The 26,806-nt window shown below is 68.7% G+C and carries 28 protein-coding genes and 1 tRNA gene; 13 read left to right on the top strand and 16 right to left on the bottom strand.

Features of this window, described 5'->3' with window-relative positions:
• The first annotated feature begins 4 nt into the window (after nt 1-4).
• Nucleotides 5-415, top strand: coding sequence for a PPOX class F420-dependent oxidoreductase (locus tag L324_RS31395; protein ID WP_037317280.1), 411 nt, complete (start codon nt 5-7; stop codon nt 413-415).
• Nucleotides 416-429: 14 nt separating this feature from the next.
• Here L324_RS31395 and L324_RS31400 read toward each other — a convergent pair whose 3' ends face one another.
• Nucleotides 430-777, bottom strand: a complete 348-nt coding sequence (locus L324_RS31400) for a MerR family transcriptional regulator (RefSeq protein WP_037317283.1) — start codon at nt 775-777, stop codon at nt 430-432.
• Between the two features lie 64 nt (nt 778-841).
• On the opposite strand from L324_RS31400, the gene L324_RS31405 reads away from it, so the two are divergent.
• Nucleotides 842-1,183 carry a putative quinol monooxygenase gene (locus tag L324_RS31405; protein WP_037317286.1) on the top strand — a complete coding sequence of 114 codons (342 nt, stop codon included), beginning with the start codon at nt 842-844 and terminating at the stop codon, nt 1,181-1,183.
• On the opposite strand, the gene L324_RS31410 is transcribed toward L324_RS31405, so the two are convergent.
• The 6 genes from L324_RS31410 to L324_RS31435 are packed head-to-tail and all read right to left on the bottom strand — an operon-like array spanning nt 1,156 to nt 5,747.
• On the bottom strand, nt 1,156-1,731 hold the full coding sequence (locus L324_RS31410; RefSeq protein ID WP_037317289.1) for a hypothetical protein: 576 nt from the start codon (nt 1,729-1,731) through the stop codon (nt 1,156-1,158). The genes L324_RS31405 and L324_RS31410 overlap by 28 nt on opposite strands.
• The gene (locus L324_RS31415; RefSeq protein WP_037317292.1) at nt 1,728-3,104 is read right to left on the bottom strand and encodes an ABC transporter permease; all 1,377 of its coding nucleotides are present in this window, start codon (nt 3,102-3,104) and stop codon (nt 1,728-1,730) included. Before L324_RS31415 ends, L324_RS31410 begins: the two co-directional genes overlap by 4 nt.
• Nucleotides 3,101-3,904, bottom strand: a complete 804-nt coding sequence (locus tag L324_RS31420; RefSeq protein WP_037318724.1) for an ABC transporter ATP-binding protein — start codon at nt 3,902-3,904, stop codon at nt 3,101-3,103. Before L324_RS31420 ends, L324_RS31415 begins: the two co-directional genes overlap by 4 nt.
• Nucleotides 3,905-3,921: 17 nt before the next feature.
• Nucleotides 3,922-4,737, bottom strand: coding sequence for a zf-HC2 domain-containing protein (locus L324_RS31425; RefSeq protein ID WP_037317295.1), 816 nt, complete (start codon nt 4,735-4,737; stop codon nt 3,922-3,924).
• The gene (locus L324_RS31430) at nt 4,734-5,276 is read right to left on the bottom strand and encodes an RNA polymerase sigma factor (RefSeq protein ID WP_037317298.1); all 543 of its coding nucleotides are present in this window, start codon (nt 5,274-5,276) and stop codon (nt 4,734-4,736) included. The genes L324_RS31425 and L324_RS31430 overlap by 4 nt, the downstream gene beginning before the upstream one ends.
• Before the next feature lie 54 nt (nt 5,277-5,330).
• Complete coding sequence (locus L324_RS31435) at nt 5,331-5,747, bottom strand: winged helix-turn-helix transcriptional regulator (RefSeq protein ID WP_051174192.1); 417 nt, start codon at nt 5,745-5,747, stop codon at nt 5,331-5,333.
• 67 nt (nt 5,748-5,814) lie between these two features.
• Here L324_RS31435 and L324_RS31440 point away from each other — a divergent pair, with 67 nt between their 5' ends.
• A complete protein-coding gene (locus L324_RS31440) occupies nt 5,815-6,732 on the top strand; it encodes an NADP-dependent oxidoreductase (protein ID WP_037317301.1) in 918 nt (305 codons plus the stop codon).
• Nucleotides 6,733-7,125: 393 nt separating this feature from the next.
• Here the strand turns inward: L324_RS31440 and L324_RS31445 are convergent, their stop codons facing one another.
• From L324_RS31445 to L324_RS31460, 4 genes are all read right to left on the bottom strand, one after another.
• A complete protein-coding gene (locus L324_RS31445; RefSeq protein ID WP_037317304.1) occupies nt 7,126-8,043 on the bottom strand; it encodes a nucleoside triphosphate pyrophosphohydrolase in 918 nt (305 codons plus the stop codon).
• Nucleotides 8,040-9,044, bottom strand: coding sequence for a hypothetical protein (locus L324_RS31450; RefSeq protein ID WP_037317307.1), 1,005 nt, complete (start codon nt 9,042-9,044; stop codon nt 8,040-8,042). The genes L324_RS31445 and L324_RS31450 overlap by 4 nt, the downstream gene beginning before the upstream one ends.
• A 67-nt stretch (nt 9,045-9,111) precedes the next feature.
• Nucleotides 9,112-12,666, bottom strand: a complete 3,555-nt coding sequence (gene mfd / locus L324_RS31455) for a transcription-repair coupling factor (protein ID WP_037317310.1) — start codon at nt 12,664-12,666, stop codon at nt 9,112-9,114.
• Nucleotides 12,667-12,722: 56 nt separating this feature from the next.
• Complete coding sequence (locus L324_RS31460) at nt 12,723-13,637, bottom strand: LLM class flavin-dependent oxidoreductase (RefSeq protein WP_037317313.1); 915 nt, start codon at nt 13,635-13,637, stop codon at nt 12,723-12,725.
• Between the two features lie 86 nt (nt 13,638-13,723).
• Between L324_RS31460 and L324_RS31465 the strand changes: the two genes are divergently transcribed.
• The gene (locus tag L324_RS31465; RefSeq protein ID WP_037318728.1) at nt 13,724-14,488 is read left to right on the top strand and encodes a helix-turn-helix transcriptional regulator; all 765 of its coding nucleotides are present in this window, start codon (nt 13,724-13,726) and stop codon (nt 14,486-14,488) included.
• On the opposite strand, the gene L324_RS31470 is transcribed toward L324_RS31465, so the two are convergent.
• Complete coding sequence (locus tag L324_RS31470; protein WP_037318730.1) at nt 14,415-15,044, bottom strand: class I SAM-dependent methyltransferase; 630 nt, start codon at nt 15,042-15,044, stop codon at nt 14,415-14,417. The genes L324_RS31465 and L324_RS31470 overlap by 74 nt on opposite strands.
• Before the next feature lie 131 nt (nt 15,045-15,175).
• Between L324_RS31470 and L324_RS31475 the strand changes: the two genes are divergently transcribed.
• Genes L324_RS31475 through L324_RS31485 form a run of 3 tightly spaced genes read left to right on the top strand, consistent with a single transcriptional unit; the run spans nt 15,176 to nt 18,210 of the window.
• Nucleotides 15,176-16,342 (top strand): sensor histidine kinase, encoded by a 1,167-nt coding sequence (locus L324_RS31475; RefSeq protein WP_037317316.1) that lies wholly within the window; start codon nt 15,176-15,178, stop codon nt 16,340-16,342.
• Entirely contained in the window at nt 16,339-17,004 is a 666-nt protein-coding gene (locus L324_RS31480) for a response regulator (protein ID WP_037317317.1), read from the top strand. The genes L324_RS31475 and L324_RS31480 overlap by 4 nt, the downstream gene beginning before the upstream one ends.
• Nucleotides 17,005-17,025: 21 nt before the next feature.
• Nucleotides 17,026-18,210 carry a PQQ-dependent sugar dehydrogenase gene (locus L324_RS31485; RefSeq protein ID WP_037317319.1) on the top strand — a complete coding sequence of 395 codons (1,185 nt, stop codon included), beginning with the start codon at nt 17,026-17,028 and terminating at the stop codon, nt 18,208-18,210.
• Here L324_RS31485 and L324_RS31490 read toward each other — a convergent pair.
• Nucleotides 18,207-18,932 carry an SDR family NAD(P)-dependent oxidoreductase gene (locus L324_RS31490; protein ID WP_037317321.1) on the bottom strand — a complete coding sequence of 242 codons (726 nt, stop codon included), beginning with the start codon at nt 18,930-18,932 and terminating at the stop codon, nt 18,207-18,209. The two genes, L324_RS31485 and L324_RS31490, sit on opposite strands and share 4 nt — an antisense overlap.
• A gap of 32 nt (nt 18,933-18,964) precedes the next feature.
• On the opposite strand from L324_RS31490, the gene L324_RS31495 reads away from it, so the two are divergent.
• Complete coding sequence (locus tag L324_RS31495; protein WP_037317323.1) at nt 18,965-19,486, top strand: isochorismatase family protein; 522 nt, start codon at nt 18,965-18,967, stop codon at nt 19,484-19,486.
• A 3-nt stretch (nt 19,487-19,489) separates the two neighbouring features.
• Nucleotides 19,490-19,882, top strand: coding sequence for an NUDIX hydrolase (locus L324_RS31500; RefSeq protein WP_037317325.1), 393 nt, complete (start codon nt 19,490-19,492; stop codon nt 19,880-19,882).
• A 6-nt stretch (nt 19,883-19,888) separates the two neighbouring features.
• On the opposite strand, the gene L324_RS31505 is transcribed toward L324_RS31500, so the two are convergent.
• The 3 genes from L324_RS31505 to L324_RS31515 form a co-directional block, all read right to left on the bottom strand.
• Complete coding sequence (locus tag L324_RS31505) at nt 19,889-20,521, bottom strand: LppU/SCO3897 family protein (protein WP_037317327.1); 633 nt, start codon at nt 20,519-20,521, stop codon at nt 19,889-19,891.
• An 82-nt stretch (nt 20,522-20,603) separates the two neighbouring features.
• Nucleotides 20,604-21,197 (bottom strand): TetR/AcrR family transcriptional regulator, encoded by a 594-nt coding sequence (locus tag L324_RS31510; protein WP_037318732.1) that lies wholly within the window; start codon nt 21,195-21,197, stop codon nt 20,604-20,606.
• A gap of 98 nt (nt 21,198-21,295) precedes the next feature.
• Nucleotides 21,296-22,246 carry an acyl-CoA desaturase gene (locus tag L324_RS31515; RefSeq protein ID WP_037317330.1) on the bottom strand — a complete coding sequence of 317 codons (951 nt, stop codon included), beginning with the start codon at nt 22,244-22,246 and terminating at the stop codon, nt 21,296-21,298.
• A 172-nt stretch (nt 22,247-22,418) separates the two neighbouring features.
• On the opposite strand from L324_RS31515, the gene L324_RS31520 reads away from it, so the two are divergent.
• The 4 genes from L324_RS31520 to L324_RS31535 all read left to right on the top strand — a co-directional run bounded on the left by L324_RS31520 (nt 22,419) and on the right by L324_RS31535 (nt 26,797).
• Nucleotides 22,419-22,490, top strand: a tRNA-Gln gene (locus tag L324_RS31520).
• Between the two features lie 43 nt (nt 22,491-22,533).
• The gene (locus tag L324_RS31525; protein ID WP_037317332.1) at nt 22,534-24,288 is read left to right on the top strand and encodes a GGDEF domain-containing protein; all 1,755 of its coding nucleotides are present in this window, start codon (nt 22,534-22,536) and stop codon (nt 24,286-24,288) included.
• A 44-nt stretch (nt 24,289-24,332) separates the two neighbouring features.
• Nucleotides 24,333-25,820, top strand: a complete 1,488-nt coding sequence (gene glmU / locus L324_RS31530) for a bifunctional UDP-N-acetylglucosamine diphosphorylase/glucosamine-1-phosphate N-acetyltransferase GlmU (RefSeq protein WP_037317336.1) — start codon at nt 24,333-24,335, stop codon at nt 25,818-25,820.
• Nucleotides 25,817-26,797, top strand: a complete 981-nt coding sequence (locus L324_RS31535) for a ribose-phosphate diphosphokinase (protein ID WP_037317339.1) — start codon at nt 25,817-25,819, stop codon at nt 26,795-26,797. The genes glmU and L324_RS31535 overlap by 4 nt, the downstream gene beginning before the upstream one ends.
• Nucleotides 26,798-26,806 lie beyond the last annotated feature (9 nt).

Here is a 26,806-nt window from a genome sequence, read left to right on the forward strand (position 1 = left end):
TTTCATGTTCAGTGAAGCGGAACTCGACTTCCTCGCCACCCAGGCACTCGGACGGCTCGCGACGGCACAGCCGAACGGGACTCTGCAGGTCAGCCCGGTCGGCTATGCCTACAACCCGGAAACCCGGACGATCGACATCACCGGCTACGAACTGGCGAAGAGCAAGAAGTTCCGGAACGTGGCCGCCAACGGGCAGGCCGCGTTCGTGGTGGACGACATGCCTTCCCAGGACCCGCCGAGGATCCGCTGTCTCGAGATCCGGGGTCGCGCCGAGGCGCTGACCGGCGCCGGCACCGCCGACGGCCATTTCGACGGCGCGGTGATCCGGATCCACCCGTCGCGGATCATCAGCCTCGGCGTCGACGATCCGGACCACGACCCGCTCGACCTCGTTCCGCACAACCGGAACGTCTGACGGAGACGCACGGTTCAGGCGTGAGCGGAGGCTTCGAGGAGGTCACCTAGAGCGGAGCGGGCTTGGGTGAGGTCCGCTATGCGGGCGTCCAGCTCGGCGTACTGGGTTTTGAGGTGGCCGAGAACGCAGGCCTGGAGTCCGGTGCCGTCACCGGCGAAACAGGGCATGAGTTCGTGGATGACCTTGGTCGGGAGCCCGGCGGCGAGCAGGGTGCGGATGCGCGCGACGGCGGCGGGGGCTTCGGCGTCGTAATGACGATGGCCGCCTTCGCTGCGTCGCGAGGTGAGCAGGCCCTGGGCCTCGTAGTAGCGAAGAAGGCGTACGGCCACGCCTGTTTCGCGGGACAGCTCCCCGATCTTCATGTGACCCACCTCATGGGGCAGCGACTTGAACCTGACACTGGTGTCACATTCTACCGTTGATCGCATGACGACGACTTCGACCGCACCGGTTTCGCTCTACGGTTTCCTGACCCCGAAGCCCGCACACGCCGACGAGCTGAGGAAGCTCCTGATGGACCTCGTCGAGCCGTCCCGGGGACACGAGGGCAGCCTTCAGTACCACCTCCACGAGCAGGAAGACGGCCGGTTCTTCCTCTACGAGGTATGGCGTTCGCAGGAGGACCTCGACCGGCACAACGCGACCCCACTGCTGCGAGCCTTCATGGACGAACTGCCTCAGCACCTCGACGGAGCGCCCGAGGCCTACTTCGGCACGATGAGGAGTTCTTATCCGGACGGTCAGCGCCGGGCGCCGAAGACCGCGTAGGTCCCGAACCCCGCCACGGCGAACACCGCGGCCGTCCACGTGGCGGCCGTGACCCCGGCGGGCTGGAAGAGCCAGGCCGCCGCTCGGCCCACGACGTCCGAATCCGCCGACCCGCCCGCCAGGACCGCGAACGCGATCATGAACCCGAGCAACGGCAACGTCCACCCGAAGGCCCCGCCGAACAGCACCGCGGCGATCCCGGCGAGCCCGAGCAGTCCGGCCGCGTTCCGCACGACGACCTCCACCGGCACCTGTTCCGTCTCCCACCACCGGGGCAGCAGCACGGCGACGACGCCGAGGCCGCCGATCAGGAGGAGATGCAGGCCGCGGCGGGGAATCCACCGGATCGCGGCGGTCCGGTCGAGGTCGGCGTCCTGTCCGCTCAACCCGGTGGCCGTCACCGCGATCGCCGCCGTGAGCGCCAGGGAAACCGGCACCTCCGACCAGAAGTCGTGCGCCAGGAACCAGATCACGGCCATGGTCACCACCAGCGCCGCGAGCGACGCGGGAAGGGCCCGCGACCGCGCGTACAGCACCGCCCACCTCATCGGGTGCCCCGGCCGACGAGGATGTCGAGCTGGTTGCCCTGGCAGGTCAGGCCCGCCTGTCGTTGCGCGATGATCCGCGTGCGCCGCACGTCGGGCGGCAACGCCTGGAAGGTGTCCCTGTCCCGGAGGATCTCGTTCTTCTTGTCCTCACTCAGCCAAGAACCCTCGAGCATCTTCCACTCACCGAGGAACCAGCTCGACGTGATCGACCGCGCGGTGAGTTCGTCCAAAAAGGACCTGTCGCCACCGTGGAGGGTGTAACAGGTCGGTGTCCCGGCACCGGCGACCAGCACCCGCGTCAGGTCTCCCGACTTCATGAGCGAACGGACGGACCAATCCAGCAGGTCGACGTAGACGGTGTCGGCGGCACGGGGCGGCACCTCGTCGAAGTCCACCCGCCGGTCCAGTGCCGTGACCTTGACCGGTGCGTCCGGAAGTGTTCCCAGTAGCCGCAACGCTTCCTTACCGGGCCCGGCGATACCGGGAAGGTCGGCCTCCAGCATGCGGGGGACGCAGACCGGGCCGTCACAGACCATCGCCGTCGCGCGCGGGTCGACGACCTTGGCCTCGGCCATGGTCGCGGGCAGAACGGGCACGGCGATCGCCGCCGCCACCAGCGCGGGGACGACGGCGAGCCCCTTCGCCCGCCTGGTGCGGGCCGCCAGCAGGAGGAATCCGGTCACGGCCAGCCCGGCGAACCAGACCGCCTGCCCGAGATCCATCCGGCCCGAGGTCGTCCTGAACGGATCATTGATGACGTCCATCGCGGGCGAGAGCAAGGAGACGCGTGACGGGACGGCTCCGACGAGCACGCTGCCCTCCGAACCGGCGATCTGGAACAGGATCACGGTGACGAAGGCGGCGATGGCCACCGCGGGCGCGGTCAGCGGATGCGGCAGCAACCGGCCGATCCCCAGTCCGATCCAGGCACCCGCGAGTATCGCGAGCACGCCGACCAGGACGATCGACAGCCAGCCGAAGGTGAAGAACCCGCCTTTGAAAGGGACCTGAACGGCACCGACGGCGAAGACGAACAGGTAGCCCAGCGCCAGTAGACCACCCAGCGCGGCGGCGAGTTTCGCGGCCCGGTGCCAGCCCGGACGCGGCATCGTGGCCAGGAGTTCGATCATGCCGGACCGGCTGTCGCGCATGCCCTGGATGGCACCGGCACCGATCGCGATCGGCCATAGGAACACCAGCAGGAACCGGGTCCACTCCGCGGTGTGCGTCCACTGCTCGTCCCAGGCGAGCGGCGCCCTCGTCCACGGACCGCTGAACGAATAGAGGAAGCCGAACGCGACGACCAGGATCGCGAGCGTGGCCCAAGGGGCGATGGAGCGGCGGAGTTCGATCCGCAGGACGCGCGTGCTCACCAGTTCCCCCTTCCCGGCTCGTGCCCCAGCAGCGCCGAATAGCCGCGCTCGATCGGGCTGTCGCCGACGTACTCCTCGCTCCCGGCCGCGGCCAGTTCGTCCGGCGTGCCCTGGAAGACGAGCTTCCCGTTTTCGAACAGGACGACGTCGGTGCAGGCCGTCGCGACGTCCTCGACCAGATGCGTCGAGACGACGACACAGGCGTCCCGGCCCAGTTCCTGCATGAGGTCCCGGAACCGCACGCGCTGCGCCGGATCGAGTCCGGCGGTCGGCTCGTCGAGCAGGAGGATGTCCGGATCGTTGACGATCGCCTGCGCGATCCCGACCCGCCGCACCATGCCGCCGGACAGCGTCTTCATCCGGTCGTCGGCGCGATCGGCGAGGCCGACCCGCTCGATCGACCGCTGCACCGCCGCCGGGATGTCCTCTTTGGACATTTCCTTCAGCCAGGCGATGTATTCGACGAATTCGCGAACGGTGAATCGCTTGTAGAAGCCGAAATTCTGCGGCAGATAGCCGATACGGCGGCGCAGGCGGCGCTGGTCGGTGAATCCCCCGACGGATTCACCGAGCAACGCCAGCCCTCCCTCCGCCGGCCGGAGCACCGTCGCCAGTGCCCGGATCAGCGTGGTCTTCCCGGCCCCGTTCGGGCCGAGCAGACCGTGCACCCCCGTGCCCAGTTCCAGGTCGAGCCCGTTCACGGCGAACTTGCGCTTGCCGACCCGGACCTTCAGTCCCTCCGCTTTGATCTGCCACGCGTAGGTCGTCGGCGCGACCTCCGCGGCCCCGACAGCACGCATCATGATCTCCCCTTCGTTCAACGTTCGGATCCGGTGAGCAGGCCGAAGACGCTCCGCCGGAGCACCACCACGACCGCGGTCAGCGCGAAGATCACGCCCCACACCGGGAGCAGCCGGGGTTCGAGCGCGCTGGCCCGTCCTTGTGAGGCCACCGCGGGCGCCAAGATCACCGCCACCCACACCCCGGCGAGGACATAGGCCGCCCGCACCACCCCGATCGCCCCGCCGAGCGCGAGCGTCCCGGTGGTGAAGGCCAGGCTCGGCAGGAGACCGAGCCCGAATCCGCCGCCGCCGAGCCAGCTCGAGAGGCCCTGTATCGGCAAGACGACCGCGAGGACCGCCGTCGTCCGGCGCAGCAGCAGGTAGAGCCCGGCCCTCGGCGTCGAAGTGACGAGTTCGTACGCGGGGTCGAGGCCCTTCGCCCACGACACCGCTACCCCGAGCACCGGCAACACCGGCGAGAAGAGCTGGACGAACGAGTAGCCCTGGCTCCCGGTGAACCCGATCCGATCCAGCAAAAAGCCGATCGCCGGGATCAGGAGGATCATCACCAGCCACGGCAGCATCACCGGCGTCACCCAGGTGTGCAGCCGTCCGGCCCACCGGCTCCGCATCGGGCTCGGCCCCGTTTCGGCGAGTTTCGGCCCCAGCCCGGCCCAGACGTCGTCCACCAGCGCCGACACCGACGGCAGGCTGACCGCGGCCAGCCGCCCCCGGCATTCCGCGCACGATTCGAGATGGGCTTCGACCGCCCAGACCTCGTCACCGGCCAAGCCGTCGTCCCCGAGGACGTACCCGGTGAGGAGCTGTTCGGACACGTGTTCCTTGTTCACGACAGCGCCTCCCGCATCGCGATCCGAGCCCGCCTTGCGCGGGTTTTGACGGTTCCTTCGGGCACGCCGAGCAGGACCGCGGTCTCGCGGACGGTCAGCCCGTCGAGCACCATGGCCTGCAGGACCTGACGGAGTTCGGGAGCGAGCCGTCGCAGCGCGTCACCGACATGGTCACCGACCGCACCGGCCAGTGCCTCGTCTTCGGCTGCGGGTGAAACGGCCGTTTCCGCGACCGGCGGCGGTTGCGCGTACTTCGCCCGGCGGCGGAAGGCGTCGACCAGTCGCCTCGCGGCGATCGTCCACAGCCAGCCGACGGCGCTCCCGCCGACGGCCGAACCGGCGAACGCGCCGGCCGCGCGCCAGACCGCGAGGTAGGTCTCCTGCATCACCTCGGCGACGATCTGCTCGTCGGCGCAGCGGCGGCGCAGGCGCACGGCCAGCCACGGCGACGTGCGTCGGTAGAGCTCCTCGAACGCCGCGCGGTCGCCTTGGGCGGTGCGGCGGACGAGCTGCTCTTCGTCCGGTTCCGTTCCCTTCACACCCGGCAAGACGCCGAAGTCGTGAAATCGGTTCTCACTCGATTGTGTTCCGGATCACAGCGACTGGGTGGCCTTCGCCGCCTTCTCGTCGAAGGCGGCACGCGCGGCGAAGATCTGGTCGACGTTTTCGACCGCCCATTCGGCGACGGCGTTCGTCAGCTTCCCGACGTCGACGCCGAGCGGGGTGAGGCCGTACTCGACCCTCGGCGGAACGGTCGGATAGACCTCCCGCCGGATCAGCCCGTCGCGTTCCAGGGAGCGCAGCGTCTGCGTCAGCATCTTCTGCGTGATCCCGTCGAGCAAACGGCGAAGTTCGCTGAACCGCATCGGCCGTTCATAACGCCGGATCGCGCCCAGGACGTACAGCGCCCATTTGTTCGCGAGGACTTCGATGACCGTGCGCGAGGGGCAGTCGCGCCCGTGCACGGCCACCCATTCTTCGAACATCCGCCGCTCAGCGAAGGTACCCATGAGGTACCTAGATACCATTCGGGTGCCTACTTCACAACGGGTACCGATAGCCGACATCCTCGTTCGCATGCGAAAGATCCAGCAGGTCTCCTTCGGCGGACCCGAGGTCCTTCACCTCGTCGAAACCGGAAAACCCGTTCCAGGCGACGGCCAGGTCCTGGTGCGCGTCCACGCCGCCGGCGTGAATCCGGCGGATTGGAAGATCAGGAATGGGCTGGTCATCGGCGAACTGCCGCTGACCGTGGGACTCGATTTCTCGGGTGTGGTCGCCTCGGCCGGGACGCGGTTCCAGCCTGGGGACGAGGTCTACGGCGTCACCTTCCCGCCGAACGGCTCGTACGCCGAATACGTCGTCGTCACCGAGGACGCGCTCGCGCCGAAACCGAAAAGCCTCGATCACGTCAAGGCGGCCGCGCTCCCGATCGCAGCGCTGACCGCTTGGCAGCCGTTCACCCGCGTCTTCCCGGTCGGACCGGGGCACCGCGTGCTCGTCCACGCCGCGGCGGGCGGGGTCGGACACCTCGCCGTCCAGATCGCGAAGGCACGCGGTGCGTACGTCATCGGGACAGCGAGGGAGGCGAAGCACGCGTTCCTCCGGGACCTCGGCGCGGACGAACTCATCGACTACACGACCGTCGATTTCGCGAAATCGCAGGTCGTCGACGTCGTCCTGGACCCGATCTCCGGCGATTACGGTCCTCGTTCCCTGGACGTCCTCGAACCGGGCGGTTCGCTGATCGACATCGTCGGGCACGGTCCGGACCGGACGGAGGTCCGGCGGAAGGCCGAGGAACTCGGACTCCGTTTCGACGAATTCTACGTTTCCCCGTCCGGAGCGGATCTGGCCGAAATCGCCACTTTGGCCGACGCCGGCTCAATACGGGTTTCGATCGCCGACGTCCTCCCGCTCGAACAGGCGGCGAAGGCGCACGAACTGAGCGAATCCGGACGCGTTCAAGGCAAACTCGTGCTGACGCTCTATTGAGAGGTAAGGCAAAGATGTCGTGCCCCGGCGAGCGTCCGGACTGGCTGGCAGAAGCCGGGCCGCGGATCCGAGAGACACTCTCCTGAAGACAAGTGTCCAATTTGGGTCGTCTATGCGGTTTCGCGGGGTGGTCGTGAGTGGCAAGGAGCGTTAGAACGCTCTTTGCCACTCACGACCCCGTTCAGGAACGTGCATGTAGGCATCAACCGGACGCCGAGTCGCCGAAAACTCCCCTTTGTGGACAGGTCCCGGTCTCGTGAGAGAGTCCCACGTAGGTCGCCAAGTAGTGAAGGCCTCCTTCGCTACCTTGAGGGTAGGCAAGGGGACCTTCACGCCATCGAGTCGATCACGCCACGTTTGCCTTACCTCTCAAATAGAACTCGCGAAAACGCCCTAGGGCCAGAACTTGCGCCAGCCGTCGGCTTCGAGCGTCGTCGGTTCGAGACCGGCGTCGCGAGCGGCCTGCTCGGCGTCGCGGATGTCGTGGGCGAACCGCTTCGCGACGGCGCGGAGTTCGCCTTCGGGATCGATCCCCGCGCGACGAGCGGTCGCCGCCACCCGGAACAACTGGGCCGCCGCTTCGGAACCGTCGGGGAACAGGTCGAGCGGGATCCCGGCCCGGCCGCTGCGCTGCCCGAGCTTCCCGGCCAGCGCCACGGCGGGCTGCCCGAGCGCGACGCCGTCCACAATGGACTGACGGCTCTTCTCGGCCTGTTTCAGTTCTTCCCATTTGAGGTTCTGGTGGTCGACGGTCTCGACTCGCGGGGCGTCGGTGAAGACGTGGGGATGCCGTCCGACGAGTTTCGCGACCAGGTCGGAGGCGACCTCATCGATCCCGAACGGGTCACCCGCGTCCTCGGCGGCGACCCGTGCGTGGAACAGCACCTGGAGCAGGACGTCGCCGAGTTCCTCGCGCAGGGCCGCGCGGTCGCCCTCCTCGATCGCGTCGAGCAGCTCGTAGGTCTCCTCGACCAGGTACTGGCGCAGCGACTCGTGCGTCTGGACCGCGTCCCACGGGCATCCACCCGGCGAGCGGAGGCGGTCCATCACCTCGGCGGCCTCGACCAGCGGCGGCACGGGCGCTTCGAACACCCGCGCGCCCGCCCTGATCAACGCCGCGGCCTTCGGTTCCCTTCGCGAACCGGCGATGAGCACGAGGTCGCGCACCTGTGCGTCACCGAGCGGGGGAACGCCGAAAACGGCGGGATCGACATCCGATGCCGCATAGACGGCGTCGCTGCTTCGCAGGATCGGGAGTGCCGCGGCGGGCAGGGTCGCCCCGCGGGCGACCACGACGACGGCAGTGCTCACCGTTGTTGCGGGGTGGCACCGTGCACAGGCAGCACGACGCCCTTCTTCGAAGCTTCGTTGGGCGCGAGGTCCATACCCACAACATCCCACACGCCGTAGCGCGGGTTCACCTTGAGGTCGGCCTGCTCGAGGTACGGCTGGAGGAGCCGGACACCGACGCCTGCCAGCTGCTGGGCACTGGGCTGGGCAGCCTGATCCGACGCGACCGGCTTGTCGGCGGTCCGCTCACGCATCACGACGACGACCCACAGCGGCTGCTGCGGAGTCGGCTGGAACGCGGCGACGGTGTTGGGCTGGATACCGAACAGGACGGTGGCCGCGGTCGCGGGCGACTGCATCGCCGGCAGCTTCTGGCCGACGCCCGCCTGCGTGTCGGTCGTCTTCTGGTCCTGCTCGATCAGCTCGGCGGCCGCGTTCGGCGACGCGGCGAACCGCTGCGCCTTCTCGATCGCCTGCTCGCGCAGCTTGTCCGCGTCGCCGCCGGTGGCGTCGGTCGAGGAGACCGAGCTGAAATCGAACGTGACGGTGAGCTTGTCCAGGTACTTCATCGCGAGCTGCGTCTGCAGCGCGGCGTCGATCAGGGCGTCGCGGTGATCCCGCACGCGCGCGACGAGCTGCTGGACGCTGATCGCGGGGTCGTCCTGCGGCTTGGCCTCCATCGGCTTCGCCAGCGGGTCGTTCTGCAACGCGGACACGACGAGGGACTCGTCGACCCGGATGCCCTCGCGCTGGGCGGCGCGTCCGGTCAGCTCGTGGAGGATCTCCTGGCGCACGATCTCGCGGCCGACCAGATCGAGCTTGTGCTCCTTGGCGAGCTGCTGCCCGTACGGGTGCTCACGGACGGCCTTGTCGATCATCTGCTGCACGCGATCCACCGAAACGGACTTGCCGTCGATGATCACCGCCGCACCGACCTGCCCCGGTCCGGCGTTGCATCCGGCGAGAAGGAGAGAACCGGCAAGAACCCCGACCAGCGCGCGACGGCGCCCCATGATCCGCATCACAGCGCATACCCTCTCATACCGGCCCCGGTGTGAGAACCAGGTCGTGAGTCGCGATTCGGTCCCGTCACGCGACGGGCGCCGGCGACTTCATCAGATTCGTCAGCAGTTTCGCGCACCAGTCCAGCAGTTCCTCGTCCCGCAACGCGGGCGCGCCGATGCGGCCACCGGCCGCGCCCTCGGTCGGCTTCGGCACCGAAACCGTGTTCGTCACCGCCTTGTAGAGAGCCTTGGGATACAAGCGCTTCAGCCGCACCAGCTGCGAATCCGCCAACTCCAGCGGCGCGAACCGGATCGAGGAACCCTGGACGGCGACCTCGGTGACCCCCGCCGCGCGGCAGGTGTGCCGGAACGTGGCGACCGCGAGCAGCCGCCGCACCGGGGCGGGCGGCTGGCCGTAGCGGTCGACGAGTTCTTCGCGCACCGCGTCGAGCCCGGCCTGGTCGGGCGCGGCCGCGATCTTGCGGTACGCCTCCAGCCGCAGTCGCTCCCCCGGGACGTAGTCGTGCGGGATGTGCGCGTCCACCGGGAGGTCGACCCGCACGTCGGCCAGCTCTTCCTCCTCCGCCGTGTCCGCGCCCGCGTGCCGCCGGAACGCGTCGACCGCTTCGCCGACGAGCCGCACGTACAGATCGAAACCGACGCCCGCGATATGCCCGGACTGCTCGGCGCCGAGGATGTTGCCCGCGCCGCGGATCTCCAGGTCCTTCATCGCGACGGCCATCCCCGCGCCGAGTTCGGTGTTCTGCGCGATGGTCGCCAGCCGGTCGTGCGCCGTCTCGGTGAGCGGGGCCTCCGGCGGGTACAGGAAGTACGCGTACCCGCGCTCGCGTCCGCGCCCGACCCGGCCGCGCAGCTGGTGCAGCTGCGCCAGGCCGAGCAGGTCACCGCGTTCCACCAGCAGCGTGTTGGCGTTCGAGATGTCCAGCCCGGTCTCGACGATCGTGGTGCAGACGAGCACGTCGTACTCGTTCTCCCAGAAACCCTGGATGATCTTCTCGAGCTTGTCCTCGTTCATCTGCCCGTGCGCGGTGACGACACGCGCCTCCGGCACCAGCTCGCGAATGCGCTTCGCGGCCTTCTCGATCGAGGAAACCCTGTTGTGCACGTAGAAGACCTGGCCGTCGCGCAGCAGTTCGCGCCGGATCGCCGCACCGACCTGCTTGTCGTCGTACGCGCCGACGTAGGTGAGGATCGGGTGCCTGTCCTCGGGCGGGGTCAGGATCGTGGACATCTCGCGGATCCCGGCGAGCGACATCTCCAGTGTCCGCGGGATCGGGGTCGCCGACATCGTCAGGACGTCGACGTGGGTCCGCAGCGCCTTGATGTGCTCCTTGTGCTCGACGCCGAACCGCTGCTCCTCGTCGACGATCACCAGGCCGAGGTCCTTGTACCGGATCCCGGTCTGCAGCAGGCGGTGCGTGCCGATCACGATGTCGACGTCGCCCGAGGACAGCTGCTCGAGAATCGCGTCGGACTCGGTCTTGTTCGTGAACCGCGAGAGGCCCCTGATCTTCACCGGGAACGAACTCATCCGTTCGGTGAAGGTGTTGAGGTGCTGCTGCGCGAGCAGTGTCGTGGGCACCAGCACCGCGACCTGCTTACCGTCCTGCACCGCCTTGAACGCCGCGCGCACCGCGATCTCGGTCTTGCCGTAGCCGACGTCGCCGCAGATGACGCGGTCCATCGGGACCCCGCGTTCCATATCCGCCTTGACCTCGTCGATCGCGGCGAGCTGATCGTTGGTCTCGGTGAACGGGAAGGCGTCCTCGAGTTCGCTCTGCCACGGGGTGTCCTGCCCGAACGCGTGCCCGGGCGCCGCCTGCCGCGCGGCGTAGAGCTGCACCAGTTCGGCCGCGATCTCCTTGACCGCCTTCTTCGCCTTGGCCTTGGTGTTCTTCCAGTCGGACCCACCGAGTTTGTTCAGCGTCGGCAGCTCGCCGCCGACGTAGCGGGAGACCTCGTCGAGCTGGTCGGTCGGCACGAACAGCCGGTCGCCGGGATGTCCGCGTTTGGAGGAGGCGTACTCCAGCAACAGGTATTCGCGGGTCGCGCCGGCGACGGTGCGCTGCACCATCTCGACGAACCGCCCGATGCCGTGCTGGTCGTGCACGACGTAGTCGCCCGTCTTGAGCGCCAGCGGGTCGACGGCGTTGCGGCGCCGCGACGGCATCTTGGTGCTGAAGTCCTTTGTGGACGTCCCGGCGCCGGAACCCCGGCCGGTCAGATCCGACTCGGACAGGACGACCAGCGCGCGCTCCGGCGACACGAAGCCGTCCGAGAGACCGCCGCACGTCACCGTGACGACGCCCGCTGTCAGCGGACCGGTGATGCCTTCCGCGAGCGACGCGGGCACCTCGCCCGCCGACAGCTGCTCGACCGCGCGTGCCGCGGTGCCGTGCCCGGCGACGACGAGCACGGCCGTCCCGCCCGCGGCCGTATGCGCGCGCAGATCGGTCGTCGCGCGCTCGACCTCGCCGCGGTAGTTCGGCGCGGCCTCGACCGAGACGCGGTAGACGTCGGGATCGTCGCTGGCCAGCTGCGTCAGCGTCCACCAGGGGCGCTTCGTCTCCTGAGCGTGCTTCGCGATCTCCGCGAGGTCCTGGTACGCGGAAGCGCCGAGATCGATCGGTGCCTGACCGCCCGCGGCCGCCGTGGTCCAGGACGCTTCGAGGAACTCCTGCCCGGTGCGGACCAGGTCGGCCGCGCGGGCGCGGATCTTCTCCGGATCGGCCAGCAGGACGTGCGTGCCCTCGGGCATCGCGTCGGTCAGCAGGTCCAGCTCGCCCTCGCACAGCACGGGGATGAGCGCCTCCATCCCCTCGACGGGGATCCCGCCGGACAGCTTCGTGAGCATCTCGGTGAGCTGCGCGTCCGCCTCGTACGTCGTCGCCAGCTCGGCCGCCTTCGCCCGCACCGGCTCGGTGAGCAGCAGCTCACGGCACGGCGGGGCGCTGACGTGCTGGATCTCCCCCGGCAGTGACCGCTGGTCGGAGACCGCGAACGCGCGGATCTCGCTGACCTCGTCGCCCCAGAACTCCACCCGCACCGGATGCTGCGCCGTCGGCCCGAACAGGTCGAGGATGCCGCCGCGCACGGCGAACTCGCCGCGCTTCTCGACCATGTCCACCCGCGTGTAGGCCAGCTCGACCAGCCGCTCCAGCAGCTCTTCGAAACCCTGCTCCTCGCCGACGACCAGGTCGATCGGCGCGAGTGAACCGAGGCCGGGCGCCATCGGCTGGATGAGGCTGCGGACCGTCGCGACGACGACGCGCAGGCTGTCGGCGCCGGTCTTGAGCCGGTGCAGCACCTCCAGCCGCCGTCCGACGGTGTCCGCCCGCGGGGACAGCCGCTCGTGCGGCAGCGTCTCCCAGGACGGGAAGTCGGCGACGGCTTCTTCGCCGAGGAACGACTTAAGTGAAGCGGTCAGTTCGTCGGCCTCGCGGCCGGTGGCTGTCACCGCGAGCACGGGGCGGCCGGCGCCCTCGTCCGCGGCGAGGGCGGCCGCGACCAGCTGGCGGGTCGCTACCGCGCCCTGCAGCTCGAGCAACGGGGCGCCGGCCCGCTCGACGACCCCGCGAAGGGCCGGATCGGGAAGGATGGCATGAAGGAGTCCGGACAATGGAGCGTTTGTCACCGTCCCAGCCTACGTGGGGGCACCGACAGTTCGCCGCGCGATTACCTGGGCAGGGCGTCGACGACCTTCGGGAGCTGCTCGTCGAACTCGGCCGGTTCCTGCGTGGCGATGCGGATCAGCACGTGTTCGGCCCCCGCGTCCTGGTATTCGCGCAACCTGTCGGCGACCTGCGCGGGGCTGCCCGCGATCAGCACCTGGATCTTCTCGACGAAGTCCAGCGGGACGCCGTAATTCCGCCGCACGTAATCCTCCAGCCGTTCCCGTGCCCGGATCGGGTCGTCCTCGATGAGGACCGTCGCGAACAACGCGGGTGTCACCGGCCGTACGGCGGTTTCGCGGATCTTCGCGAGTCCGCCGGAGTAGTCCGCGACGTCGGGCGGATACGGCAGCCAGCCGTCGTAAAGCCGTCCCGCGCGTTCCAGCGCGCCCGGGGTGAACGCGGCCAGCCACACCGGCGGGCCACCGGGACGGTGCGGCGCCGGGTACTCCGGAAGGGTGTCGTAGTGCAGGACTTCGCCGTGGAACGGACCGCTGTTCCCGGCCCAGACATGCCGCCACAGCGCGACGATGTCGTCGAGCCGCGCGCGGCGGCGTTCCCACGGCACGCGGGTGAAGGCGAACTCGGGTTCGCTGCGGCCCGCGAAACCCGCGCCGACCGCCAGCGTGATCCGGCCCTGGCTGATCAGGTCGAGGGAAAGGATCGCGTTCGCGGACAGGAGCGGATCCCGCAGGGCCGGGAGCAGGGCGGCGGTACCGAGGGTGACCCGCTCGGTTCTGGCGGCGAACGCGCCGAGCAACGTCAGCGGGTCGATGGGCGCCTTCGCGAGGGTGTCGCCGACCCAGACCGAATCGAGGCCGAGGCGTTCGGCTTCGACCGCGATGGCGATCATTTCCGGCGCGGTGCGCCCGGCGTCGAGGATGGACCGATAAGTGGGGACGACCAGACCGAATTTCATACCGGGAGCATCTCCGCGGCGGGGAATGGCTTCAATTCCTTCGAGGGAATGGCGGCGGCGCCGGCGTCTCGGCCAAGATGACGACCATGGTTTCCGGATTCGGCCCCGCGCTGCGGGGCTGGCGTGAGCGGCGGCGGCTGTCCCAGCTGGAACTGGCGCTCCGCGCCGGAACCACCCAGCGGCACGTGAGTTTCCTCGAAGGCGGCCGGTCGATCCCCGGCCGCGGCCTGGTGTTGCGCGTCGCCGAATCACTCGAACTCCCGCTCCGGGAACGCAACGGGCTGCTGCTCGCGGCCGGGTTCGCGCCGGGATTCCCCGAAACGAAACTGGACGATCCCGGGTTGAAGCCGGTCCTCGACGGCATGCGGCGGCTGCTCGACGGGCACCGGCCGTATCCGGCCATCGTGGTCGACCGCTACGGCGTGCTCGTCGCCCGCAACGACGCGCTCGACCTGCTCTTCGAAGACGTGGCACCGGAGTTGCTGGAAGAACCGGTCAACACCTTGCGGCTCGCGCTGCATCCGAAGGGGATGGCGCCGCGCGTGCGCAACCTCGCGGATTGGGCCCGGCACATCCTGGAGCGGCTGACGCAGGAGATCGCGCACGCTCCCGACGAGCGGCTCGCGGCGCTGCTGACCGAACTCGAGGGATACGTTCCGGCGCCCGGACCGCCCGGCCCGGATCACCTCGGGTTCGCCGTCCCGATGCGCCTGTCCACTTCGGCGGGTGAACTGCGGCTGATCACGGCCATCACCACGTTCGCGACCGCCGCCGACGTCACCGTGTCCGAGCTGAAACTGGAGACGTTCCTGCCCGCCGACGCCGAGACGGCCGAGATCCTGACGCGCTGACCGGCAGTGCCGCGCGGTGCACGAAGGCGGGCGGCAGGTTCGGCCAGACGATCGGCGTCCGCCCGGTCACGGCGAACCGTTCCCGCAGCGCGGCGGCAAACCTCCTGCCGGGCGGCGTCCAGGCCGCGTGCGCGTAGGCGAAGGTCGTGAATCGTCCGTTCGGGACCAGGATCTCGGTCACCCGGTCGAGGATCCGTTCCTGGCGCTCGGCGGACATGACCGTCCACGGCAGACCGGAAACCACGACGTCGGCGGCTTCGCGGACGTACTCGTCCAAATCCTCCGCGGAACCTTCGACGATCTCGACGTCCTGATGCCGCGCCCGGAGCCCGGCGGCGAGCCGGGGATTGATCTCGATCGCGACCAGCCGGGCACCCGGCGGAAGCCGCCGGACGACGGCGTCGGTGAACACTCCCGTCCCCGGCCCCAGTTCGACGACGAGCCCCGCGCTCTCCAGCCCGAGCCCGGCCGTCATGGCTTCGGCGAGTTTCGGCGAACTGGCCGCGACGGCTCCGGTCAGCACGGGGTTCCGGAGGAATTCCCTGGTTATCGACATGATCATGACGTTAGGAACGGTTTCCGTAGCCCGTCGTCGGCCGCGGCGGCCGGATCCGTCCTCCCGCGGGAGGACCCGGGGAGTACTCCAGGACGACGCGCTCCGGTGCGGGACGGGGTTACCTTCGGGACGTGCCCAGGCTGCTCGACCGGATCCGCGCCCACCCGTGGGTGACCGATCTGCCGCTCTTCGCGTGGTTCGTCTTCCTCGCGCCGACAGGCTCGTCGTCGGTCCCCAAAGCGGTCCTGCTGGTGCCGTATCTCTTCGTGGTGCCGCTCCTCTGGCGGCGCCGTCATCCCGAGATCGCCGCGGTGCTGATCGTCGCCGGCGTCGCCGTGCAGAGCCTCGTGGAGATCTGGGCCTACGACCGCGGCCGCGGCGAACTGGCGATGGCCGTCGCGCTGTACACGCTGGTCCGTGCCGGGAACCGGCGGTTCGCCGCGGTGACCGCCGTCGCCATCCTCACCCTCGACATCACGTGGGGCCTCACCTGGGGGACCACCACGGACCAGGGGCCGGAGATCTCCATCGTCGCGACGATCCCGCTGCACGTCGCCGCGTGGGCGCTCGGTGAGTTCTTCCGTGCGCGCCAACGGCTTTCGGACGAGGAAGCGGTCAAGGAGGAACTGGCCGCGTCGGAGCAGGACGCCCGCGCGAGGGCGGCCGTCGCCGAGGAACGCACCCGGATCGCCCGCGAACTGCACGATGTCCTCGCGCACAACGTGAGTGTCATCGTCGTCAACGCCGAGGGCGCGAAACTCATGCGACACAAGGATCCCGACGCCGTCGACCGCACACTCGACACCATCGGCAAGGCGGGCCGGGACGCGCTCGCCGAACTGCGGCGGCTGTTGGAAGTCCTTCATGCGGGCGAAGCGGCCCGAAGCCCGCAACCCGCCGTCGCGGAGCTTCGCGATCTCGTGGACCAGGTGAGCGCGAGTGGTCGCGAAGTCGGTCTCCGGGTCACCGGCGACGCCGACGGGCTCCCGCCCAGCGCCGCGCTCCAGGCGTACCGGATCGTCCAGGAAGCACTGACGAACATGATCAAACACGCGCCCGGTGACGCGAGCGGAACCGTCGAGATCGATTTCGGCCGCGAAGGGCGCCGCCGCGACGTCCGGATCGCGGTGACGAACACCGGGGGTTCCGGTCCGCTCGCACCGCGGCTGCCGTCCTCGGGGCGAGGGCTCGCGGGGATGGCGCAACGCGTCGAGATGTTCCACGGGACGCTCGACACCGGGCCGACCCGCGACGGCGGTTACCGGGTCGCCGCGAACCTGGTGGTGGAGGCGGGATGACGGCGACACCGGTGAAGGTGCTGATCTGCGACGACCAGGAACTGGTCCGGGTCGGGATGGGCATGATCGTGACGAGCCAGGAGGACCTGACCGTCGTGGGCGAAGCCGCCAACGGCGCCGAAGCGGTCGAAGCGGCTCAGAGACTGCGGCCGGATCTGGTGCTGATGGACGTCCGGATGCCGGTGCTCGACGGCGTCGTGGCGACGGAACGGATCTGCGCGTCGCTGCCGGACACCCGGGTCCTGATGATCACGACCTTCGATCTCGACGAATACGCGTACGCCGCGTTGCGTGCCGGCGCGAGCGGGTTCCTGGTCAAGGACGCTCCGGCCGAGGAAATCCTGGTCGCGATCCGAGGTGTGCTTCGCGGGGATTCGATGGTCTCCCCCTCGGTCACGAAACGCCTGCTGGACCGCTACGTGGGCGGTGACCGGGACGGTGCCGAAAGCAAGCGGCTGGAGAAACTGACCGAACGCGAAACCGACGTCCTGACCCTCATCGCGCGCGGCCTGGCGAACGGCGAAATCGCCGAGAAGCTCTACATCGGGGAGACGACGGTGAAGACCCACGTCGGCCGGATCCTCGCGAAGCTCGCGTTACGCGACCGGGTCCACGCCGTCGTGTTCGCCTACGAAAGCGGTTTGGTTCGCGCGGGCGGGTGAGCGCGATGGCATGCTGATGCCATGCGCACTACCGCGGTCGTCGCGTTCGCCTCCCTGTCCTTGCTGGTCACGGCCTGTTCCGGGGCGTCGAGCGAAACAGTGCAGAGCGCACCGCCGGTCACCTCGAAACCCGCCGTGTCGAAACTGAAGGTCGAGCAGGTGACGGCCGGGCTCGAACACGGCTGGGACGTCGGCTTCCTGCCGGACGGGAAGATCCTCGTCACCCAGCGACCCGGGAAGCTGGCACTGGTCGACGGGGGCACGAAGCGCGACGTCGCGGCCGACTTCTCCGACGTCCACGTGCGCGGCGAAGGCGGCCTGATGGGGATGGTGATCAGCAAGGACTTCGCGACGTCGCGCGAGTTCATCACCTGCCAGACCCACAAGGAAGGCGACACTCCCGTCGACATTCGCCTGGTCACCTGGCGGCTTTCCGACGACGGCGCGAGCGCCACGAAGGTCAAGGACCTGCTGACGGGACTACCGCTGAACCCCAGCGGTAGGCACTCCGGCTGCCGTCCCACGTTCGGCGCGGACGGCGCCCTGCTCGTCGGCACCGGCGACACCGCCCGCCCTCAGCACCCGCAGGACCGCACGAGTCTCGGCGGCAAGGTGCTGCGCGTCGACGCGAAGACGGGGAATCCGTTGCCGGACAACCCGTTCATCACCTCGGCGAACCCGAACGAACAGCGCTTGTTCACCTACGGGCACCGCAACGTCCAGGGCGTGACGGTCCGGCCGGGCTCCGGCCAGGTGTTCACCGCCGAGCACGGGCCGACCATCGACGACGAGGTCAATCTGGAACGGGCCGGCGCGAACTACGGCTGGGACCCGTCGAAGGGCGGCACCGAGACCAGTTACGACGAAAGCGTCCCGATGACCGACAAGCAGCGCTTCCCGGACGCCGTCAGTCCTTTGTGGACGACCGGTGAGATCACCGAGGCGATCTGCGGCGCCGAGTTCCTTTCCGGATCGCAGTGGGGCGCGCTCGAAGGCTCGCTCGCCGTGACCGCGCTGAAGGGACAGAAGCTGCTGCTGTTCCGCCTCGACGACACCGGCAAGGTCACCGAAGTGACGCTGCCGCCGGAGTTCGACGACAAATTCGGCAGGCTGCGTGCCGTCCGCAGCGGCCCGGACGGCTCCCTCTACATCACGACCTCGGAAGGCGAAGACGACAAACTGCTGCGAGTCACCCCGGGTGCCTAGCGGCCGAGGTACGCGCCGCCGTTGACGTGGACGACCTGGCCGGTGACATGCCGCGCGGCCGGGCTCGCCAGGAACGCGACCACTTCGGCGACGTCGGCGGGTTCACCGGCGCGTTTGGTCAGCGTGTTGCCGATCAGCGTCGCGCGGCGCTCGTCGGAAAGCTTGCCACGGAAGAACTCGGTATCCCCGACGAGACCGGGCGCGACGACGTTCGCGATGATCCCGCGCGGCCCGAATTCCCTCGCCACGTCGGCGTTCCACGCCTCCAGCGCGGCCTTGGCGGCGCCGTAGGAACCGGCTCCGGTGCGGGCGGCGATGGAACCGATGGTGACGATCCGCGCGCCGTCGGCGAGCCTGTCCCGCAGGGCGCGGGTGACCAGGACGGCACTGAACACGTTCGCGTCCAGATTGGCCTGCCAGTTCGCGGCGAACGCCTTCAAATCATCGGCGGGCCCGGTCTGGAAATCGGTGTTTCCGCCGGCGTTGTTGATCAGGACGTCGACCCGTTCCGGCAGATCCGACAGCGCCCGTTCCACCGCGTCCGGGTCGGCGGCGTCGAACGGAACCGGATTCGCGCCGAGCAACGTGGCGGCTTCGGTGAGGACCTGTTCGCGGCGGCCGGTGATCGTGACGCGGTCGCCCTGCGCGGCGAACGCCGCCGCGACCGCGTATCCGATTCCCGTTCCACCGCCGGTGACCACGACTTCCCTGTGCTTCCCCATATCTCCAGCATAGGGACACTAGGCTTCCCCGCATGACGAAGATCGACCCGGCGACGACCGCGCTCGTCCTGATCGACCTCCAGACGCGGATCGTCGCGCTCGAAACCGTCCCGATCGAAGGCGCCGAAGTCGTCTCGAACGCCGTCCTGCTGCGAGACGCCTTCAGCGCGGCCGGTTCACCGGTCGTCCACGTCCGGGCGCACCGGCCGGGCGTCGACGAACAGCCGCCCGGCAGCGAACTGGTCACCGAGCTGACGCCTCGCGAAGGCGAGCATCTGATCACGAAGCACACGATCGGCGCGTTCTACCGCACCGGACTCGACGAACTCCTGCGTCGGCTCGGCGTGAAGACACTCGTGCTCGGCGGGATCGCCACGGAGTACGGCGTCGAATCGACACTGCGCGCGGCGATCGACCACGGCTACGAGACCATCGCCGTCTCGGACGCGATGGCCGGGATCGCCGTGATCTCCCACGAATCCGCGATCACGAAGGTGTTCCCGAGGCTGGGCGAAGTGCTCACGACCGCCGAGACCGCCGCGGCGCTGGGCTGAACCATGATCGACAAGATCGCGTGGCTCCACCTGCGGGACGGTCGGATCCTGAGCACCCGCTCCCGCGGCAAGTCCGTGTTCTACCTGCCTGGCGGCAAACGCGAAGCCGGTGAAAGCGACGCCGAAACCCTGATCCGGGAGATCCGCGAGGAACTGACCGTCGAGATCACCCCGTCGAGCATCGCGCCCGCCGGGGTTTTCGAGGCGCAGGCCGACGGGCATACGACGGGCGTCGTGGTCCGGATGACCTGCTACACCGCCGAATTCGCCGGAACGCTCACGGCCAGCAGCGAGATCGACGAAGTCGCGTGGCTCGGCTATGAGGACCGGGGCCGGGTCTCCGCGGTGGACAAGATCATCTTCGACCACCTGCGGGAGACCGGCCTCCTGCGCTGACGACCGTTACTTCTTGAGGTCGTCCAGGCACAGCACCCGCTCCTGCGCCAGCGCGCTACCGGCCCTGCGCCAGGAGAGCTTCGCGTCGGCGGACGGCACCTGCGCGCAGGTCTCGTCGTTCAACGCGACAGCGGGCTTCTTCTCGACCGCGAGCACCTTGTATCCGGCTCCGGCGCAGTCGACCTTCGCGAGCTTCTTCGCCTCCTCGGCGTCCCCGGGAAGGCAGTCACCGACGACCGGCGCCCGCTCTCCCGGGTTCTTCAGGTCTTCCAGGCAGAGCAGGGTGCCATCAGTGGCGCCCTTCTTTCCCTGGAAGAAGTAAGCGTCCGTCGTCGGATAGTCGTCGCATTCGGATCCGCCCGAGATCCGGAGTCCGATTTCCGACTTGTTCTCCTGTTTGCCGACGACCTTGAAGTTGGCGTCCGGCGTACCGCATTCGGTGTTCTTGACGCTTTCCGCGTTGTCGACACTGCCCTTGAGGCAAGCGCCGACCTCGGTGCTCGACGCCGTGAACGGATTCGCGACGAAGAACGCGATCAGGGCGATGACGCCGAAGATGCCCAAGCGGATGACCGGTTTGAGCCAGGTTCTCTTCTTCGGCGCCATCGGTTCGACGGCGGGCGCGAGGTAGTTCTCCACGGTGGTTCCCCCAGTTAGATGATCTCTATGGGGGACGTAGCGCTCATCGCCCGGGAAACGTTACAGCCGCGCCACCGACGTCTCAGTACAGCCGCAGCTTGGGCTTGTGCTCCAAATTGGACAGACCGTTCCAGGCGAGGTTGACCAGATGCGCGGCGACCTCGTCCCGCTTCGGTTTCCGGGCGTCGAGCCACCATTGCCCGGTCAGCGCGACCATCCCGACGAGCGCCTGCGCGTACAGCGCGGCCAGCTTCTCGTCGTAGCCCCGCGCGGCGAACTGCTGCGCGAGGATGTGCTCGACCTGGCTCGCGATGTCGTTCAGCACCGTGGAGAACGTGCCCGTCGAACTCGCCACCGGTGAATCCCGCACGAGGATGCGGAAACCGTCGTGCGAATCCTCGACGTAGGAGAGCAGCGCGATCGCCGCCTGCTCCAGCATCACCCTCGGATGTCCACCGTGGAGGGTGGAGACCATCCGGTCGAGCAGCAGTTGCGTCTCGCGGTCGACGACGACCGCGTAGATGCCTTCCTTGCCGCCGAAGTGCTCGTACACCACCGGTTTGGAGACGTTCGCGCGATGCGCGATCTCCTCGATGGAAGTGCCCTCGAAACCCTTCTCCGCGAAAAGGGCCCTGGCGACGTTGAGCAGTTGCTGCCTGCGCTCTGTCCCCGTCATCCGTACCCGGGCCACCGGGGCGACAGGACGCGCCCCGGTGACCGCTTCACGTTTGCTTCGCCGTCTCCCCGCCATTCGAGAAGACTAACGCGACCTCGCTATTTGCTTTCGGCGGCGATACGCGCGAGGCGCTGCGGGGTCGGCCAGCGCACGTCATAGGCCCAGCCGAACTTCTCGAAGATCCAAATGAGCCGCGCGGAAATGTCGATCTGGCCGCGCTGCACGCCGTGCCGGGCCGAGGTCGGGTCGGCGTGGTGCAGGTTGTGCCACGACTCGCCGAAGGAGAAGATCGCCAGCGGCCAGAAGTTGGCCGACTTGTCACGGGCGGCGAACGGGCGCTCACCGATCATGTGGCAGACCGAGTTGACCGACCAGGTCACGTGGTGCAGCACGCAGACCCGCACCAGCCCGGCCCAGAAGAACGCGGTCACCGCGCCCCAGAACGACCAGGTGATCAGTCCGCCCAGGATCGCGGGCAGCACCAGGGTGAGCAGGCTCCACAGCCAGAACAGGTCGTCGACCTTCTTGATGGCCGGATCCTTCACCAGGTCGGGCGCGAAACGCTCCGCGTTGGTCTGGTCGCGGTCGAACAGCCAGCCCATGTGCGCGTGCCAGAAACCCTTGGCGATGGCGACCGGTGACGTCCCGAACAGCCACGGCGAATGCGGGTCGCCGTCGCGGTCGGAGAAGGCGTGGTGGCGCCGGTGGTCGGCGACCCAGGTGATCACGGGGCCCTGGACGGCCATGCTGCCGGCGATCGCCATCGCGACGCGCAGCCACGGCTTGGCCTTGAACGAGCCGTGCGTGAAGTAGCGGTGGTACGAGACGGTGATACCGAGTCCGCTGATCGCGTAGAAGACCACGAAAAGGCCGACGTCGACCCACGTCAGTCCCCAGCCCCAGGCGAACGGGACGGCCGCGAGCAACGCGGCGAGCGGGAAGATGACCCCGAGGTAGACCGAGAGCTGCACGCCGCTCGATCGATGTCCTTCCAGTACCGGCTTGGGGCCCTTCGCGGGCGTCTGGGAACGGTCGAGGGTAGCCGTCATGCAGTCACTTCTTTTCTCCGTGCAGCCCTGAGGTGACCCTAAGGGTGTCCTTACCTACGATGCCGTAAGTTACGGTACAGGAGGTTTCGCCCCCTGGGGAGAGGCCGCGGCCGTGAGGTAACCCCCGGGCGCGCGCGGGCGTCTCCGGCATGGCTATCCTGACCAGGATCGATCCGCCGTAGTGTAATCGGCAGCACTTCAGATTTTGGTTCTGACAGTTCAGGTTCGAATCCTGGCGGCGGAGCAGACGAACAGATGACCAGCGGCGTTTTCAACGGTGGGGGTGTGTGCGGCTGACCGAGGACGCGATCGACCCGACGACCAGCAGGCGGCCGGCGCTTGCGGAGATGTCCGACGCCTGGCTCTACGGTCGCGCGCGCGAACTCGGTGCGGCTATCCAGCGCGTCGGCTTCACCGAACAACTGGACATCGTCACCAGCCTCGACGAACTCCTCGACGAGACGCAGCGCCGCGGCGAACCCCTGCTGGTAGCCCAGTTGCTGCGGTACTCCGCGATGGCCAGGCTGGTCACCCGCGGTCTCGCCGCCGAAGCCGAACCCAGGCTCGACGAGATGCTCGCGCACACCCGGCGGCACGGTCTCGCGCTGATGCGGGCCGATGCCCACGCCATGCGCGGTCGTCGTCTGGTGATCGCCAAGCAGGAGGACGCCGCCCTCACCGAGATCGCCAGGGCGCTGGCCATCCTCGACGACTCCGCGGTCCCGGACCGCCAGGTCGGCAGGCGCAACTGGGACCGGATGCTGTCCACGACCCTGGTCGACTGCTGGCTGGTGCTGAACCAGCTGGGCGTCTACGAGGCGGCCGAAGAGGCCATCGCCCGCGCCGCGCAGGCGATCCGCGACAGCGCGAGCCCGCACGAGATCGCCCTCCAGCTGATCAACCGGGTCAAGATGCTGCTGGGCTGGGGCCTGCGGCTCGAACGCATCGAGCGGTACGACGAGGGAGCGGACAAGTTCCGCACCGCGGCGTCGATGGCGCAGGCCGCCGAAGGCCCGTTCACCGAGTCGCTGTTCCCGCGCAAGGCCGGGGTGCCCGCGATCGACCAGGTCGGCGTGCTCGCCGCGGCCGCCGCACTGGCGTCACCCGATTCGTCGCATATCGAACGGCTGCACGGGCTACTGCATCCGGAACTGGTCTTCCCGCACGAACGCGAGATCATCGCCATCGCGCTGGCCCGCTGCCTGGACAACTCCGGTCGCCGCGAAGACGCGCTGCAGGTGCTCAAAGAGGTTCGCGAGGACAACGAAGAGGGCTCGCTGCCGTCGATGCGCCTGAACCTCGCCCGCGAGCTGGCCAGGCTCGACACCACGCCCGACTACGCGTCCGGCGCTAGCCAGTCGCTGATCGACTACGCGACCATCCTGGAAGCGGAGATGTGGTCGCTGCGGGAATCGCAGATCGCCACGCTCAACGCGCGCCGGGAACACGAACGCCTGTCCGCCGAGCACGGCGCGATCACCCAGCAGGCCCTGCAGGATCCGCTCACCGGCCTGCCGAACCGGCGCGCGCTCGACGAAAAGCTGCGTTCGCTGGCGTCGTCCGCGGACGCCCAGCCGCTCGCGGTCGCCCTGGTCGACCTCGACGGTTTCAAGGATGTCAACGACAAGCAGTCGCACGCCGAGGGCGACAACGTGCTCCGTGTCATCGCGAGCACACTGCGCGACGCCCTGCGCGGCGACGATGTCGTCGCCCGGTACGGCGGTGACGAGTTCATCGTGCTTCTACCTGGGGCTCCGGCCTCGGCGGCGAAGCAGGCGCTGGGTCGTTCTGTGAATGCCGTCGCATCTCTGCCGCACCATCTTTCGCACGGCGTCACCCTCTCCGTCGGCCTCGTTTCGCTCCGCCCGCAAGAACGGGCCGAGCAGGTCCTGGCACGCGCCGATGCGGCCATGTACCAGGCGAAACGCGGCGGCGGGAACCAGGTTTCGTCGGTGAACTCGATGGCCATCGATCCGGTGACCGGATGGCCCGGCGAGGATGCTCCGACCGACCCCGCGTGGGACGCCGAGCACCCCACGTAGGATCAATGCCCGACAACCACCGTTGGTGAAATGTTGGGAGCGCCGTGACCGGCCCGCTGAGCACGTTGATCCTCGCCGCGGGTGAGGGCACCCGCATGCGTTCGTCCACCCCGAAGGTGCTGCACCCGATCGCCGGCCGTCCTCTGGTCGAGCACGCGGTGCGGGCCGCCGCGGGGCTGAACCCGGAACACCTGGTCGTGGTCATCGGCCACGGCCGCGACTCGGTCGGCGCGCGGCTCGCGGAGGTCGGCGAGGCGCTTGGCCGCGAGGTCGTCACCGCCGTCCAAGAGGAGCAGAAGGGCACCGGCCACGCCGTCTCGTGCGCCCTCTCGGCGCTGCCGGACGGACTGACCGGCACCGTCGTCGTCAGCTACGGCGACGTCCCGCTGCTCGACACCGAAACGCTCGGTTCCCTGGTCGCCGAGCACAACTCCACCGGTAACGCCGTCACCGTGCTGACCGCGGTCGTCGCGGACCCGACGGGGTACGGCCGGATCATCCGGGACGAGAACGGCGTCGTCACCTCGATCGTCGAGCAGAAGGACGCCACCCCCGAACAGCACGAAATCGCCGAAATCAACTCCGGCGTCTACGCCTTCGACGCTTCGGTGCTGGTCGACGGGCTCTCGAAGCTGTCGACCGACAACGCGCAGGGCGAGCTCTACCTCACCGATGTCCTCGGCATCGCCCGCAGCGACGGCAAGGGTGTCGGCGCGCTGGTCATCGACGACCCGTGGGTGACCGAAGGCGTCAACGACCGCGTGCAGCTCTCCGTGCTCGGTGCGGAACTGAACCGCCGGATCGTCCGCGGCTGGCAGCGGGCGGGCGTCACCGTCGTCGACCCGTCGAGCACCTGGATCGACGCGGGCGTGACCCTCTCGCGCGACGTCGTCATCGAACCCGGTGTCCAGTTGAAGGGTTCGACGTCGGTCGGCGAAGGTGCCCAGATCGGCCCGGACAGCACGCTGGAGAACGTTTCCGTCGGCGCGGGCGCGTCCGTGGTGCGGACCCACGGTTCGGATTCGGAACTGGGCGACGGCGTGAAGGTCGGCCCGTTCACCTACCTGCGGCCCGGCTCGAAGCTGGGGACCAAGGGCAAACTCGGCGCCTTCGTCGAGACGAAGAACGCGGACATCGGCGCCGGGACGAAGGTTCCGCACCTGACCTACGTCGGCGACGCGACCATCGGCGAGAACAGCAACATCGGTTGTTCCAGCGTCTTCGTCAACTACGACGGCGTGAACAAGCACCACACCACGATCGGCTCCCATGTGCGGCTCGGCGCGGACAACACGTTCGTCGCCCCGGTGACCATCGGCGATGGCGCTTACAGTGGGGCAGGCACCGTGATCAGGCAGGACGTGCCCCCGGGCGCGCTCGCCGTGTCGACCGGGCCGCAGCGCAACATCGAAGACTGGGTGTCCCGGCGCAGGCCGGGTACACCCGCGGCGGAAGCAGCTTCCGCCGCGAAGCAGGACACCACCGCCGTGTCCGATTCAAATAAGGGAAACGACGGGGAGTCGCCAGCATGAGTTCGAAGTCCGGCACACCGAAGAAGAACCTGATGCTCTTTTCCGGGCGCGCGCACCCGGAACTCGCGGAGGAGGTGGCCAAGCACCTCAACGTGGCGGTCGTCCCGCAGACCGCGCACAACTTCGCCAACGGGGAGATCTTCGTCCGGTTCAACGAATCGGTGCGCGGGACCGACGCGTTCGTGATCCAGAGCCACCCGGCGCCCATCAACGAGTGGGTGATGGAGCAGCTGATCATGGTGGACGCCCTCAAGCGGGCGAGCGCCAAGCGGATCACCGTGATCATGCCGTTCTACCCGTACGCGCGGCAGGACAAGAAGCACAAGGGCCGCGAGCCGATCTCCGCGCGCCTGATCGCGGACCTGTTCAAGACCGCGGGCGCCGACCGGATCATGACGGTCGATCTGCACACCGCGCAGATCCAGGGCTTCTTCGACGGCCCTGTCGACCACCTGCTCGCGCAGAACGTGCTGGCCGCGCACATCAACAAGACCTACCACGGCGAGAACATCACCGTCGTGTCGCCGGACTCGGGCCGCGTGCGGCTCGCGGAGAAGTGGGCGGCGCAGCTGGGTGACCGGCCGATCGCGTTCATCCACAAGACCCGCGACCCGGACAAGCCGAACCAGGCCGTCGCGAACCGCGTCGTCGGCAAGGTCCGCGGTCAGCTGTGCGTGCTGATCGACGACATGATCGACACCGGCGGCACGATCGTGAAGGCCACCGAGGCCCTGCTAGACGAGGGCGCCGCCGACGTCGTCATCGCCTCGACCCACGGCATCCTGTCCGACCCCGCCACCGAGCGGCTGTCGAACTGCAAGGCGCGCGAGGTGATCGTCACCAACACGCTGCCGATCCCGGAGGAGAAGCGGTTCCCGGGCCTGACCGTGCTGTCCATCGCGCCGCTGCTGGCGCAGGCGATCCAGCAGGTCTTCGAGGACGGGTCGGTCACGTCCCTCTTCGACGGCAACGCCTGATCCGAACGC

Source organism: Amycolatopsis orientalis DSM 40040 = KCTC 9412, from assembly GCF_000478275.1.
GTDB classification, from domain to species: Bacteria; Actinomycetota; Actinomycetes; order Mycobacteriales; family Pseudonocardiaceae; genus Amycolatopsis; species Amycolatopsis orientalis.